13 protein-coding genes are annotated in these 13639 nt (G+C 76.9%); 7 read left to right on the top strand and 6 right to left on the bottom strand.

All coding sequences use genetic code 11. The features are described 5' to 3' along the window. Window positions 1-70: 70 nt before the first annotated feature. The 3 genes from ACI8AR_RS01255 to ACI8AR_RS01245 all read right to left on the bottom strand — a co-directional run bounded on the left by ACI8AR_RS01255 (window position 71) and on the right by ACI8AR_RS01245 (window position 3310). Window positions 71-1174 (bottom strand): DNA recombination protein RmuC, encoded by a 1104-nt coding sequence (locus ACI8AR_RS01255; protein ID WP_457049355.1) that lies wholly within the window; start codon window positions 1172-1174, stop codon window positions 71-73. A 118-nt stretch (window positions 1175-1292) separates the two neighbouring features. Then, window positions 1293-1829, bottom strand: a complete 537-nt coding sequence (locus ACI8AR_RS01250; RefSeq protein ID WP_457049354.1) for a methylated-DNA--[protein]-cysteine S-methyltransferase — start codon at window positions 1827-1829, stop codon at window positions 1293-1295. Then, window positions 1826-3310, bottom strand: a complete 1485-nt coding sequence (locus ACI8AR_RS01245; RefSeq protein WP_457049353.1) for an AlkA N-terminal domain-containing protein — start codon at window positions 3308-3310, stop codon at window positions 1826-1828. The genes ACI8AR_RS01250 and ACI8AR_RS01245 overlap by 4 nt, the downstream gene beginning before the upstream one ends. A 112-nt stretch (window positions 3311-3422) precedes the next feature. Between ACI8AR_RS01245 and ACI8AR_RS01240 the strand changes: the two genes are divergently transcribed. The 7 genes from ACI8AR_RS01240 to ACI8AR_RS01210 all read left to right on the top strand — a co-directional run bounded on the left by ACI8AR_RS01240 (window position 3423) and on the right by ACI8AR_RS01210 (window position 10678). Then, window positions 3423-4028: a hypothetical protein gene (locus ACI8AR_RS01240; RefSeq protein WP_457049352.1), complete on the top strand. Its 606-nt coding sequence runs from the start codon at window positions 3423-3425 to the stop codon at window positions 4026-4028. Between the two features lie 82 nt (window positions 4029-4110). Further along, entirely contained in the window at window positions 4111-5010 is a 900-nt protein-coding gene (locus ACI8AR_RS01235; RefSeq protein ID WP_457049351.1) for an ABC transporter ATP-binding protein, read from the top strand. Beyond that, on the top strand, window positions 5007-5822 hold the full coding sequence (locus ACI8AR_RS01230) for an ABC transporter permease (protein WP_457049350.1): 816 nt from the start codon (window positions 5007-5009) through the stop codon (window positions 5820-5822). The genes ACI8AR_RS01235 and ACI8AR_RS01230 overlap by 4 nt, the downstream gene beginning before the upstream one ends. Next, window positions 5819-7054 (top strand): sensor histidine kinase, encoded by a 1236-nt coding sequence (locus ACI8AR_RS01225; protein WP_457049349.1) that lies wholly within the window; start codon window positions 5819-5821, stop codon window positions 7052-7054. The genes ACI8AR_RS01230 and ACI8AR_RS01225 overlap by 4 nt, the downstream gene beginning before the upstream one ends. Continuing rightward, window positions 7051-7686, top strand: a complete 636-nt coding sequence (locus ACI8AR_RS01220) for a response regulator (RefSeq protein WP_457049348.1) — start codon at window positions 7051-7053, stop codon at window positions 7684-7686. The genes ACI8AR_RS01225 and ACI8AR_RS01220 overlap by 4 nt, the downstream gene beginning before the upstream one ends. A 178-nt stretch (window positions 7687-7864) precedes the next feature. Then, on the top strand, window positions 7865-10033 hold the full coding sequence (locus ACI8AR_RS01215; RefSeq protein WP_457049347.1) for a SpoIIE family protein phosphatase: 2169 nt from the start codon (window positions 7865-7867) through the stop codon (window positions 10031-10033). 303 nt (window positions 10034-10336) lie between these two features. Then, window positions 10337-10678 (top strand): hypothetical protein, encoded by a 342-nt coding sequence (locus tag ACI8AR_RS01210; protein ID WP_457049346.1) that lies wholly within the window; start codon window positions 10337-10339, stop codon window positions 10676-10678. A gap of 154 nt (window positions 10679-10832) precedes the next feature. Here ACI8AR_RS01210 and ACI8AR_RS01205 read toward each other — a convergent pair whose 3' ends face one another. From ACI8AR_RS01205 to ACI8AR_RS01195, 3 genes are all read right to left on the bottom strand, one after another. After that, window positions 10833-11333 carry a VOC family protein gene (locus tag ACI8AR_RS01205; RefSeq protein WP_457049345.1) on the bottom strand — a complete coding sequence of 167 codons (501 nt, stop codon included), beginning with the start codon at window positions 11331-11333 and terminating at the stop codon, window positions 10833-10835. Beyond that, window positions 11318-12583 carry an amidohydrolase family protein gene (locus tag ACI8AR_RS01200; protein ID WP_457049344.1) on the bottom strand — a complete coding sequence of 422 codons (1266 nt, stop codon included), beginning with the start codon at window positions 12581-12583 and terminating at the stop codon, window positions 11318-11320. The genes ACI8AR_RS01205 and ACI8AR_RS01200 overlap by 16 nt, the downstream gene beginning before the upstream one ends. Window positions 12584-12704: 121 nt before the next feature. Beyond that, the gene (locus tag ACI8AR_RS01195; protein ID WP_457049343.1) at window positions 12705-13601 is read right to left on the bottom strand and encodes an alpha/beta fold hydrolase; all 897 of its coding nucleotides are present in this window, start codon (window positions 13599-13601) and stop codon (window positions 12705-12707) included. Window positions 13602-13639 lie beyond the last annotated feature (38 nt).

Raw genomic sequence — 13639 nt, 5'->3', positions numbered from 1 at the left:
GGCAACTCTCGGTGAGCCGCGGGGTGGGTGTGACGGACGTGTCCCGCGGGCCGGACGGGACGTCCCGCGCTCAGCGCCCCTCGGGCAGCCGCCAGCGCAGCGGGGTGGGGTCGTCCTCCCCGGCGTCGTCGAGGGGTGCCGGTTCCTCACCGGCCGGCCGCAGCTGCCGCACCACCGCCTCGACCTCCGGCGGGGTGGGCACGGGGGTCTCGCCGACGCCGAGGTCGTCGAAGCGGCGGGCGGCGGCGAGCACGGAGCGCTCGTAGGAGCCGACCGTCTCGTTGTAGCGGGTCAGCGTCGAGCCCAGCGCCGAGCCCAGGCGGGCGAGGTGGCCCGAGAGCGTGGTGAGCCGGGCGTGCAGCCGGCGGCCGGTCTCGATGACCTGGTCGGCGTCGCGGGCCAGGCGCTCCTGCCGCCAGGAGTGCGCCACCGTGCGCAGCAGTGCGAGCAGCGTGCTCGGGGTGGCGATGACGACGTCGCGGCCGAAGCCGTACTCGAGCAGGCCCGGCTCGGCCTCCAGGGCGGTGGTGAGGAACCCGTCGGAGGGGACGAACAGCACGGTGAACGGCGCGGCCGGGCGGAACGCGGTGGGGTAGCGGCGCTGGGACAGGGCGTCGACGTGCGCGCGCAGCTGCCGGGCGTGCGCGGCGACCCGCTGCACCCGCACCGTCTCCTCGGTCGCCTGGGTGGCCTCGATGTAGCCGGTGAAGGGGACCTTCGCGTCGACGACGACCTGCCGGCCGTCGGCGAGGGTGACCACGAGGTCGGGCCGGACGCCCGCGCCCTCGTCGTTGGTCGACGACGGCTGCTCGACGAAGTCGCAGTGCTCGAGCAGGCCGGCCACCTCGACCACCCGGCGCAGCTGGATCTCGCCCCAGCGGCCGCGGACGTGCGGCGTGCGCAGCGCGGTGACCAGCGCCGCGGTCTCCTGGCGCAGCATCGCGCTGGTCTGCCCGACGGTGCCCATCTGCTCGCGCAGCTCGCCGTGCGCGGTGGCCCGGGCCTGCTCCATGCCGGCGAGCAGCCGGTGCAGGTGGTCCAGCGACTCGTGCAGCGGGTCCAGCCCGGCCTCGGCCGGCCGGCGGCGGGCCAGCAGCGCGACTCCCCCGAGGGTCACGGCCGCCCCCAGCAGCACCCCGAGGAGCAGGCCGAGCAGGAGGGAGGCAGCGTCCACGGACAGCAGGGTGCAACACCCGACCGACAACTCCCGGGAGGCGGCCCCGTCCCACCCCCGCGGCCCCCTGCAGGGTCCCGCCGCGAGCCTGCGGGCGGCGGGGGCACGGGGTCCTCCCTCAGGCGTCGACGGGGACCGGGGCGTGCGCCGCCTCGTGGTCGAGCAGCCAGCGCTTGACCGGCGTGCCCCAGCGGAAGCCGCCCAGCCCGCCGTCGGAGCCGAGCACCCGGTGGCACGGGACGAACAGCGCGGCGGCGTTGCGGGCGCACGCGTTGGCCGCGGCCCGCACCGCCGAGGGCCGGCCGCAGCGGGCGGCGAACTCGGCGTAGGTGTCCGGCTGCCCCGGCGGCACGGTGCGCAGCACCTCCCAGGCGTCCTCGAGGAACGGCCCCGACCGCTGCCGCACGGGGACGGCGTCGATCGCGCCGACGTCGCCGGCGGCATGCGCCTCCACGACGTCCAGGACCGGCAGGTGCTCCACCCGCTCGACCCAGGTGGGCCGCAGCGCGCGGTGCACGACGGGCAGCAGCTCGGCGACGTCGCCGGTCCACCCGGCGGCCAGGACGACGTCGCCGCCGTCCGGCCCCGGTGTGACGACGACGGTGAAGGGACCGGGCGGGGTGGCCACGGTCGCGAAACGGGCGGACGGGGTCATGACGCACTCCGATCGGCGGGGGAGCGGGTGAACAGTGTGGGCGCCGCGAGCGCCCAGAGGTGCATCGCGGCGTACGAACGCCACGGCCGCCAGCGGCCGGCGGCCTCGGCGTCGGAGCTGCCGAGGGCGGCGAGGGCGCGGCGCAGCGCGAGGTCACCGGGCAGCCACACGTCGGGGTCGCCCAGGCCGCGCATCACCACCAGCGCCGCGGTCCACGGGCCGATGCCGGGCAGTGCCAGCAGGTCGCGGGCCGCCTCCTCGCGGTCGCAGCCGGGGTCGAGGACCACCCGCCCGTCGGCGAGCGCGGCGGCCAGGCCGCCCAGCGTGCGGCGGCGGGCGCCGGTCAGGCCGACGGCGGACAGGTCGGCGCCGGCCAGGGCCTCGGGCCGCGGGAAGGCGTGCGTGAGCGTGCCGACCGGCTCGGCCAGCGGCGTCCCGGCCAGGGCCAGCACCCGCGCGGTGAGCGTGCGGGCGCCGGCCACCGACACCTGCTGGCCGAGCACCGCCCGCGCCGCCGCCTCCGGGGCGTCGGGGGAGGCGGGCACCCGGCGGCCGGGCGCGACGGCGACCAGCGGGGCCAGCGCCGGGTCGGTGCCGAGGACCTCGTCGACGGCGGCCGGGTCGGCGTCGAGGTCGAGCAGCCCCCGGCAGCGGGGGACGGCGGCGCGCAGGTCGCGCAGGTCGGTGAGCAGCAGCCGGGCGGTCACCGCGGCGCCGCCGTCGGCGGAGGGGGACAGCCGGACGACGCCGGGGCCGGCGGGCAGGTCGAGGACCCGGGAGAACGTCGTCCCGTCCCACTCCTCCAGGCCCGGGACGGCGTGCGCGCCGAGGAAGTGCAGCACCTCGGCGGCGTCGAACGGGGCGCGGGCGGCCAGCCGCAGGGTCAGCCAGCCCGGCGTCCCGCCGACCGTGCCCGGCCGGCGGCTGCGCAGCTCGGTCGGCGTGCAGGCGAACACCTCGCGGACGGTGTCGTTGAACTGGCGGATGCTGGCGAACCCGGCGGCGAAGGCGACGTCGGCCATCGGCAGGTCGGTGGTCTCGATCAGCACCCGCGCGGTCTGCGCGCGCTGGGCGCGGGCCACCGCCAGCGGGCCGACGCCGAGCTCGCCGACCAGCAGGCGGTGCACCTGCCGCTCGGAGTAGCCGAGCCGGGCGGCCAGCCCGGGCACGCCGGTGCGCTCCACCTCGCCGTCGGCGATCAGCCGCATGGCCCGGGCGACGACGTCGGCGCGCACGTCCCACTCGGGAGAGCCGGGGACGGCGTCGGGCCGGCAGCGGCGGCAGGCGCGGTAGCCCGCGGCCTGGGCGCCGGCGGCGGTGCCGAAGAAGGAGACGTTCGCGGCCGCGGGCGTGCGCGCCGGGCAGGAGGGGCGGCAGTAGATGCCGGTGGTGCGCACCGCGGTGAAGAACCAGCCGTCGAACCGGGCGTCGCGGCTGGCGACCGCGCGGTAGCAGCGTTCGGCGTCGAGGGGGGAGAGCACGACACCGAGCATGGCACCGGGCAGGGCCGGGGACTGGCGGTTTCCGGACGCGGCCGTGGGGCCGCCGGGGACCGCGGGGGATCTCCGCGGCCCGCCGTCCGTTGGCCGGGGTGTGCAGACGACGCAGGCCGCCGCCCCGCCCCGGCGGCGGCAGGGAGCGGCCCTCGTCGTCGGCGTCCTGGTGCTGCTGGCGGCGTTCGTCGTGGTGCGCCAGGTGACGACGCCGTCGCCGCGGTCGGCGGACTGCGCGGCCGCCGAGCCCGGGGTGCGGGTCGACCCGGCCGCCGTGCCCGACGGGCCGGTCGCCGGGTACCGCGGGGAGCAGCTGGCCAACGCCGCCGCGATCGTGAACGCGGCCGCGGTGCTGGGCCTGGACACCTGCGCGCAGGTCGTCGGGGTGATGACGGCGATGGGGGAGTCCTCGCTGCTGGTGCTCGACCGCGGCGACGCCGCCGGGCCCGACTCCCGGGGGCTGTTCCAGCAGCGCGACAACGGCGCCTGGGGCTCCTACGAGGACCGGATGGACCCCACCACCAGCGCCACCAACTTCTTCCTGGCGCTGCAGGAGGTCCCCGACTGGCAGTCGCTGCCGCCGACCATCGCCGCGCACCGCACCCAGCGCAACGCCGACCCGGACCACTACCGGCGCTGGTGGGACGACGCCGTCGAGGTGGTCAGCGCGCTGGCCGGCCGCCCGGTCCTCGCTCCGCGTCCCTGACCCCGCCGTCCACCGGACGGTGGACGGCGGACCCACCGCGCGGCCGTCCCGGCCGGCGCGGCGCGCCGACAGGCTCGGGGCCATGACAGCGATCGAGACCGCGCCGCCCCCCGCGGCGCACGGGTACGAGCCGGCGGTCCGCGTCCGCGGGCTCGTCAAGCGGTACGGCGCGCGGGCCGTGGTCGACGGCGTCGACCTCGACGTCCGGCGCGGCGAGGTGTTCGCCCTGCTCGGCCCGAACGGTGCGGGCAAGACGACGACCGTCGAGGTCCTGGAGGGCGTGCGCCGCCGCGACGGCGGGGAGGTCGCCGTCCTCGGCGAGGACCCCGCCCGCGCCGGCCGGGCCTGGCGGGACCGGCTCGGCGTCGTCGGCCAGGCCACCGGCGCCGGCAACGCGCTCACCGTGCGGGAGATCCTCGACCACTTCGCGCACTACCACGCCACGCCGGTGCCGACCCGGGAGCTGCTGGCCGACGTCGGGCTCGCCGAAGCCGCGGGCACCCGGGTGGACCGGCTCTCCGGCGGGCAGCGGCGGCGGCTGGAGGTGGCCCTCGGCGTGCAGGGCCGGCCGGAGCTGCTGTTCCTCGACGAGCCGACGACCGGCATGGACCCGGTGGCCCGCCGGCAGTTCTGGACGCTGGTGGAGGGGCTGCGCGACCGCGGCACCACGGTGCTGCTCACCACGCACTACCTCGACGAGGCCGCGCACCTGGCCGACCGGGTCGGCGTCATCGCCGCCGGCCGGCTGGTCGAGGTGGCCCCGCCGGCGGGACTCGGCGCCGCGCTGCGCCGCCAGGCCACGGTGCGGTGGACCGAGGACGGCCGCGGCCGCGAGGTGGTGACCGCGACGCCCGCGGCCGTGCTGCGCGACCTGCTCGCCGCCGCACCGCACGGCGAGGTGCCCGGCCTGACCGTCACCCGCCCCGGCCTGGAGGACGTCTACCTCCGGCTGGTCGCCGCCGCCGAGGGGGAGCCCCGATGACCGCCACCGCCACCCGTCCCGCGCCGCCGTCGGCCGCCGCGATCGGGCTGGCCCGCGCGGGGATGGAGCTGCGCCTGTTCGTCCGCGACCCGGCGCAGGTGGTGTTCTCGTTCGCCTATCCCGTCGTGATGCTGGTGATCTTCGCGTCGGTGTTCGCCGGCGAGGACCGGCCGGGTGGCGTGCCGTTCGCGCAGTACTTCCTCGCCGGGATCGCCGCCACCGGGATCATGCTGACCAGCTTCCAGGCGGTCGGGACGGCGATCGCGGAGGAGCGCGACCGCGGCGACCTGGCCCGGCTGCAGACGCTGGGCACCCCGGCGCTCGGCTACTTCCTCGGCAAGGCCGGGCAGGTGCTGGTGACGACGGTCCTGCAGATGGCGCTGCTGCTCACCGTGGCCGCGACGGCCTTCGGCGTCCCGCTGCCCACCGACCCCGGCCGCTGGCTGACCTTCGCCTGGGTGGCCCTCGGCGGTGCGGCGGCCGGCACGGTGCTCGGCGTCGCGGTCGCCTCGGTCGGCAGCAGCCGGTCGGTGGGCAACGGGATCGCCGCCTTCGCCGTCGTCCTGCAGTTCTTCTCCGGCGTCTTCTTCGTCTTCTCCGAGCTCCCCCCGTGGATGCAGGAGGTCGCCTCGGTCTTCCCGCTCAAGTGGATGGTCCAGGGGATGCGCTCGGTCTTCCTGCCCGACGCCGCGGCGGTCGCGGAACCGGCCGGCAGCTGGGAGCGCGGGACCACTGCCCTGGTGCTGGCGGCATGGGTGATCATCGGCGCCGTGGTGTGCGCCCGGACCTTCCGCTGGCGCCGGACGTCGTGAGCCTGACCCGCCGCCTGGCCGCCGCCGTCGTCCCCCCGCGGGACGACGGCGGCGAGCCGCTGCCCGAGCGCGGGTGGCGGGCCACCGTCACCGGCGTGCACGTGATCTCCGCCGTCGTGTGGGGCCTGGCCGTGGTGTCCGCGGCCGCCGGGGACGCCGTCGACGACGACCGGCGCGCGGCGGCGCTGGCGGTGCTGGGCGCGCTGGCCGTCGCCTACGCCGTCCTCGGCGTCCCGGCGGTCAGCCGGGGGGCGCGGCGGCGGGCGGTCGCCTACCTGGCCGTGCTGGTCACCGCGTTCGCCCTGCTCGGCTGGGTGGCGCCGGGGCTGCTGTTCCTGCTCTTCCTCGCCTACCCGCAGGTCTGGTTCGCCGTCCAGGGGACCCTCACCGGCGTCACCTGGACCCTGCTGCTCGGGCTGGCCAGCGCGGCCGGCCCGGTGCTGGGCGCCGCCTCGGAGCGCAGCACCGCCGACGTGCTGCTCGAGACCGGCATCGGCATCGGGTTCAGCCTGGCGCTCGGCGTCTGGATCAGCCGGGTGCTGCACGAGAGCGCCGAGCGCGCGTCGCTGATCGCGCAGCTGGAGGCGACGCGGTCGGAGCTCGCGGCCGCCGAGCGCGAGCGCGGCGTGCTGGCCGAGCGGGAGCGGCTGGCGCAGGAGGTGCACGACACCCTGGCGCAGGGCTACACGTCGATCGTGGTGCAGGCGCAGACCGCGGCGGCGCTGCTGGACGCCGACACCGGCGCCGTCCGCGAGCGGCTGGCGGTGATCGAGGAGGTCGCCCGCGACAACCTGGCCGAGGCGCGGGCGGTGGTCGCGGCGTTCCGGCCGGTGGCGCTGGACGGCTCGACCCTGGTGGAGGCGCTGGAGCACCTGGCGGGCCGGTTCGCCCGCGAGACCGGGCTGCCGGTGCGGGTGGACACCGGGGCACTGGACGGGGGGACCGGGCTGCGCACCGACGAGGAGGTCGTGCTGCTGCGCGGGGCGCAGGAGGCGCTGACCAACGTCCGGCGGCACGCGGGCGCCACAGCGGTGGTGCTGCGGCTGGCGCGGGTCGGCGGGCAGGTGTCGGTGCACGTCGAGGACGACGGCGTGGGCTTCGACCCGTCGTCGGTGGCGGTGTCGGGGCTCGACGGCCTGCGCGGGCGGGTGGCGCAGGTGGGGGGCGAGGTCGACGTCGCCTCGGCGCCGGGCTCGGGCACCCGGGTGACCGTGCGGGTGCCCGGCCCGTGATCCGCGTGCTCGTGGTCGACGACCACCCGGTGGTGCGCGGCGGGCTGGTGGGCTGGCTGGCCGCGCAGGCCGACCTCGACGTCGTCGGGGAGGCCGGCGACGGGCAGGAGGCGCTGGCGCAGGTCGCCGCGACGCGGCCCGACGTCGTCCTCATGGACCTGCGGATGCCGCGGATGGACGGCGTCACCGCGATCGAGCGGCTGGCCGGCACGCACCCCGGCGTCCGGGTGCTGGTGCTGACCACCTACGACACCGACGCCGACATCGTGCGCGCCGTCGCCGCCGGGGCGACCGGCTACCTGCTCAAGGACGCGCCGCTGCCGCAGCTGGCCGACGCCGTCCGCGCGGCCGCCCGGGGGGAGACCGTGCTGGCGCCGCCGGTGGCCGCCCGGCTGGTGTCGCGCATGCGGGCGCCCGCGGCGGAGGAGCCGACGCCGCGGGAGCTCGAGGTGCTCGCCGGGGTGGCGCGCGGGCTGACCAACGCCGAGATCGGCCGGGAGCTGTTCATCGGCGAGGCCACGGTGAAGACCCACCTGCTGCGGGTGTTCGCCAAGCTCGGCGTCGACGACCGCACCCGCGCGGTGATGGTCGCCGTCGAGCGCGGCCTGCTCCCCGGCCCCGGCCACCGGTAGCCCCGATCCGGTGGTGCCCCGGTTCAGTGCCCATCGGGCCGGGCCGCAGGGCTGGAGGTCTCTTGTCACGCGGGAACGGAGGAGCCGATGGTCGCCGGGTGAGCGACACGCCGGCCGACCCGCCCGGGCGCACGCGGCGCCGGGTCCGCGTGTCGGGTCCCTCTGAGGGGAGCCGGGCATGACCCTGGGCGGCCCTCCGCCGCTGGTGGGGGCGGAGCTGCCGGACGCCCTGGTGCAGGTCGCGCCGGTCGGCCTGGCCGTGGTCGGTCCCGACCTCCGGATCGCCTGGGTCAACCCGGCGATGGCCGCGCTGGCCACCGGCACGGCCGGGACGGGGTCGTCTCCGCTCGTCGGGCGGGGACTGCGCGAGGCGCTGGGCGACGCGGCCGACGCCATCGGGCCGGCCTGCCGGCAGGCGCTGACGCTGCAGGAGCCGGTGACCGGCCTGGTGGTCGGTGGCGGCCGGCGCCTGCGGCCGGGCGCCTCGAGCTGCTGGCGGGTCGGCGTCCACCCGCTCGCCGCGGCCGGTGCAACGGGCGAGACGGTGGCCGTGGTCGTCGAGGACGTCACCGACCTCCGCCGGGTGCAGGACCGTGCTGCGGCGCTGCAGGCGCTGACCGCGGAACTGTCGGGAGCGGTCACCCTGCCGGAGGTGCTGCAGGTGGCGCTGGAGCGGGCCAGCGCGGCGGTGGGCGGTGCTGCGGCGTCCATCGGGATCCTCGAGCCGGACGGGCGCTGGCTGCGGACGATCACCACCGGCTTCCCCGAGCAGGTGGCCGCCGGGTTCGCCCGGCTGCCGGCCGACGCGTCGCTCCCCGGTCCGCACGTCGCCCGTACGCGCCGGTCGCTGTTCCTGCCCGACCGGGCCGCGGCCGCGGCCGCGTTCCCCGACGCGGTCGCCATCACCGACGGCACTCCCTACCAGGCCGCCGCGGTGCAGCCGTTGCAGCTCGACGACACAGCGGTGGGCTACCTCAGCGTGCACTTCACCGAGTCCGGAGAGGTCGACCCGGCCGATCGCGACCTGCTCGCCGGGGTCGCCCGCGCGTGCGCGGCCGCGATCGACCGGGCCCGCCGCGGCGAGGCGGAGCGGGCCGAACGCGAGCTGACCCGCCATCTGCAGGCGCTGGCCGGGGCGCTGGCGGTGGCCTCCACCGTCGAGGAGGTCGCCGCCGTCCTGACGCGGCAGACCCCGGCGTTGCTGGGTGCCACGCTGGCCATCGTCGGCCTCTACGAGCCGGAGACCCGGACCTTCCACCTCGCCCAGCCCACGGGCAACACCCCCGCCGACATCCGGACCCGGTTCGCCCGGTGGCCGCTGGAGGCGCCGCTCCCCTCCCGCGACCTCGTCGCGACCGGCCGGCCGGTGCTGCTGCGCTCGCTGGCGGAGCGGGACCGGCGCTATCCGGCGATCGCCGGTGTACCCGTCACCGAGCAGGCGTGGGCGCAGCTGCTGCTCCAGGTCCGCGGGCGGCCGCTGGGCACGGTCTCCTTCGGCTGGCCCGAGCCGCGCGACTTCCCGCCTGACGAGGTGGAGCGGATGCAGGTCATCGCCGACCTGTGCGCGGGTGCGCTGGAGCGGGCCCGGCTGGCCGACGTACAGCGGCAGATCGCCGAGACCCTGCAACGTCACCTGCTCCCACCCCGGCTGCCCGACCTGCCCGGCGTGCGGCTGGCCGCCCGCTACCACCCGGCCGGCACGGCGGCCCGTGCCGGTGGCGACTGGTATGACGCCTTCGCGCTGCCCGGCGACCGGATCGGGCTGCTCATCGGCGACGTCGCCGGCCACGGTGTGGGCGCCGCCGGGTTGATGGGCCAGGTGCGGGCGCTCGCCCGCGCCCAGGCCCGCGACGGCGCGGACCCCGGCAGGGTGCTGACCGCGCTCAACGCGGCCGTCTGCGACCTCGACGCCGGCGACGGCTCCGTGTTCGTGACCGGCTGCTACGTGCAGCTCGACCCTGGCAGGGGACGGCTGTCCGCGGCCAGCGCCGGGCACCTGCCGCCGTTCCTGCGACCACCCGGCCGCCCGGTGACCGCGGTGCGCGTGTCCCCGGGCCTGCCGCTGGGCGTGCGGTCCGGCGCCCGCTACGCCACCGCCTCCTCACCGCTGCCCGCCGGGAGCACCGTACTGCTGTACACCGACGGTCTGGTGGAGCGCCCGGACCGCTTCATCGACGACGGGATCGACGCTCTTGCCACCCGGCTCGATGTGGCCCCGGAACCGGTCGAGGAACTGTGCGACCGCGTGCTGGACGCCGTTCTGGCCGACGGCGCACCCGCCGACGACATCGCCATGATCGCCGCGCAGGTCTGGTCCGGCGGCCCCGCGGCAGCCCGCGGGGCCTGACGGACCCGCCCACGAGCGCTGCGTTCTTGCACGGGATTGGCACGCTCGCGGTTGCCCGAGCTGCCAACTGCTGCGCTTGCCAATCGGGAGTTGCACCCTGCCAGTCGCCGCCAGATTGGCAGACGCAGCGATTGGCACACGCAACTCCTGGCAGCTGCAACCGCCCCGGCGGCCTGGCTGAGGACCGGCATCGCTGCGGACAGCAGAGACCTTGTGCTCTGGGGCACCTCTGTGGCCTGGGTCGATGGTTGTCCCCCCTTGATGCCGGAGGCGGACACGACACGTCGACTTGCGAGAGCCGCGGTGATCGGCGGCGCCGGGTTGATGCTCGTGACGGCAGTGCCCGCGTCGGCGCAAGCAGCAGCACTGGTGTTCATCACCAGGGATGCCGTGGACTGCTGGACCGACGAGGAAGACGTCCCCTTCCTTCCGCCATTCCCGATCGGAAACTCCACGGTCGTCGAGACTCCGTCAGGCGGCATCAACGTGAGCTGCTTCGGCCGACTGCCCGAGGACCTGGCGGCACCTGCCCAGACCTACGTGGGCTCCGTGCCCTGCTACGGCCCCACGACCACGGTCGAGGGACGCATCGTCATCACGACCAGTGGTCGCGTGTCGCTGCAGTGCCACTTCCCGTCGGCGTGACGGCCGTCGCCCGCGGTACCGACCCCGCGGTCGGGTCCCGCCAGCCACGGGCTTAGTTCGGTCGAGCGGCCCCCGGATCCCCCGTGGCCGGCGCGGCCCCGACGAGCCACCGCAGCCCGCCGCCGGGTGGCTGTCCGCAGAGCCGGCGGCCGGGCTAAGTGTGGCGGTGGCCGAGGTCCAGCTGTGGCCGCCGGTAGGTGTGCCACCGCCCGTCGGCGGTGGAGTCCACCCCGAGGAACTCGGCCCGCCCGAGCGGGCCGTCGGGGTCGTGCCAGACGATCCGCACCGGGATGCCGTCCGGATCGGGGATGTCCACGCCGGCTGCGTATCCGGGGGCGCGCCGCACCTCGGTATGCCCGATGCCGAGCCGGTCGCAGCGCTCCACGACGTCGGTCAACAGTTGCTCGGTGGGTGCGGTGAGGGCGAACACGTCGAACCCGGCGAGGTCCGGTCGGCCGGCGCAGAACTCCCGCTGGCGCAGGTCGATCTCGATCTCCCCGTCCCGGTCGCGCATTGACACCCCGCGCACCTCGCCGCCCTCGGCGTACTCGGTGACCAGGACTAGGTCGAACAGCTCGGCGTACCAGGCGGCGCTGCGCTGCAGGTCGGTGACCGGCAGCTTGACGTGCTTGATCCGGCTCAAGCCGATGCCCACGGCGCACTCACCCCCGCTGTGGGGTCGGCGGATGTGTGGGGCCGCGCGCGCCCGTCGGCCCAGGCGCCGCCGACCACGACCGCCGTCACCCGCTGCAGGGCGGCCGGGTCGGTGAGTGGGTTGCCGGCGACCAGCAGGAGGTCGGCGTCGAGGCCGGGCCGCAGGCGCCCCTTGCGGCCGGCGAGCCCGAGGTGTCGGGCCGGCACGGACGTGGCGGAGGCGAGCGCCTCGGCCGGGGAGAACCCGCACTCGGTCAGCTCGGCGATGGCGTCGGGGAGCAGGCCGTGCGGCTTGGCGGCGCCGATGCCGGCGTCGGTCCCCGACACCAGCACGACGCCGGCGCGGTGCATGGCGGCGACCGCGGCCAGCCGCTCGGCCCGGCCGCTCTCCGGGGTGAGCCCGGCCCGGGCGAACATCGCCACCAACGGCGCGGGCGCCGGCTCGCCGGCGGCCCTACCCAGCGTCGGGCACACGACGACCTGCCGGCGAACCAGAGCGGCCAGCACCTCCGGCGGCGGCCGCAGCCCGTCCGGGGTCAGGCAGGTGCAGTGCTCGACGCCGTCACTGCCGACGGCCAGCGCCTGCTCCACGGCGGGCAGCCCGTGCGCGTGGATCGTCACCGGCAGGCCGGCCGCGTGCGCCGCGTCGACGACGAGTCGCAGCTCCTCGGTGGTGAACTGGCAGGCGAGGACGTCGGTGCCGGGTGTGGTGCCACCGCCGCTGGCCATCACCTTGACCACGTCGACGCCGCGCTCCGCGCGCTCGGCGACCGCGGCGCGCAGCTGCTCGGGCCCCGCGGCCTCCCCGCCCATGTGCCAGCAGTGCCCGCGCACGCTGGTGATCGGCGGCCCCGAGGCGACGATCGTCGGCAGGCCCGCGGTGCCCTCGTCCCGGCGGTCGAGCACCGCCCAGCGGCGGTCGCCCAGGTCGCGGACGGTGGTCACCCCGGCGGCCAGCTGGGTCCGCAGCGAGTCGTCGACGACCCCGGCGAGCTCGTCGTCGGCGAGTCCCGGCAACCGCTGGAGCGCGCCGTTGCGGCCGTCGGCGCACAGGTGCACGTGCACGTCGACCAGCCCCGGCAGGACCGTCGCGTCGCCGAAGTCGTGGACCGGCCAGCCGTCCGGGACCGATGCCGCTGCGGGCTCGACACCGGCGATCCGGTCGTTCTCGACGAACACGGCCGCGCCGCCGGGGAGCGCCCGCTCGCCGTCGAAGGCCCGGGCTGCGCGGATCACCGACCTGCCGCTCACGGGAGACCTCCTGCCCTCGAAGCCGCCCGCGCCCCGCGCGCCGATCCGGCCGACCGCTGAGCCGGCTGCCGGGCGCGCGGCCCGGACCTCCGGCCGGTGGGCACGGCTCCCGGCACGCTCACTACGCCGTGGCGTCCCCGGCGCGATCGGCGGTGCGGACCAGCGCGTCCAGGATCGTCGGCCACACCTCCCGCGGCAGGGAGTGGCCCACGCCCGGCAGCACGAGCAGCTCGGCGCCGGCGATGGCCGCGGCGGTGGCGCGGCCACCGGCGACGGGGAAGACCGGGTCGGCCTCGCCGTGCACCACCAGCGTCGGGACACGGATCCCGCGCAGTTGCTCGGTGCGGTCACCGGAGGCCAGCACGGCCAGCACCTGGCGCACGGCGCCGGCCGGGTCGTAGGCACGGTCGTAGGACCGACCGGCGACGTCGGCCAGCCACGCCTCGTCGGTGCGATACCCCGGTGACCCGACGCGCCGGAACAGCTGCAGCACCTGCTCGACGTACTCCTCCCGGCTGGTGGCCGGCGGCTGAGCCTCCGCTCCCATCCGGTCCACCGGCAGCGCCGGGGCCGACATCATCGAGGTCAGGCTGCGCACCCGGGCGGGCTGCCGGACGGCGAGCGTCTGCCCCACCATCCCCCCGAGAGAGACGCCCGCGATGTGCGCGCTGTCCAGCCCGAGGGCGTCCAGCAGCCCGGCGACGTCGTCGGCCATGTCCTCGAGGGTGTAGGCCGCCGAGGACAGGTCTCCGGCGGCGGCTGCCGCCACGTCGGGCACCGCGTCGTGCAGGTGGGTGGACAGCCCCGTGTCGCGATTGTCGAACCGGATGACGAAGAAGCCGCGGTCGACGAGCGCCTGACACGTGTCCTCGTGCCAGAGCAGCATCTGCGCGCCGGCACCCATGATCAGCAGCAGTGGCCGGGCCGACGGGTACCCGAAGGTCTCGTACGCGATCTCGATGCCGTTGGCCTGGGCGACCTGCACGTCCGTGCCGGCCGCGGTCTCCGACGTGCTCATGGCAGTTCCCGCCCCCGGTGTCGTCGTCGAGACCGATC

Source organism: Geodermatophilus sp. SYSU D01036 (assembly GCF_054050435.1).
Note: the sequence above shows the minus strand (reverse complement) of the source record. Positions and strands in the feature narration are given on the sequence as shown.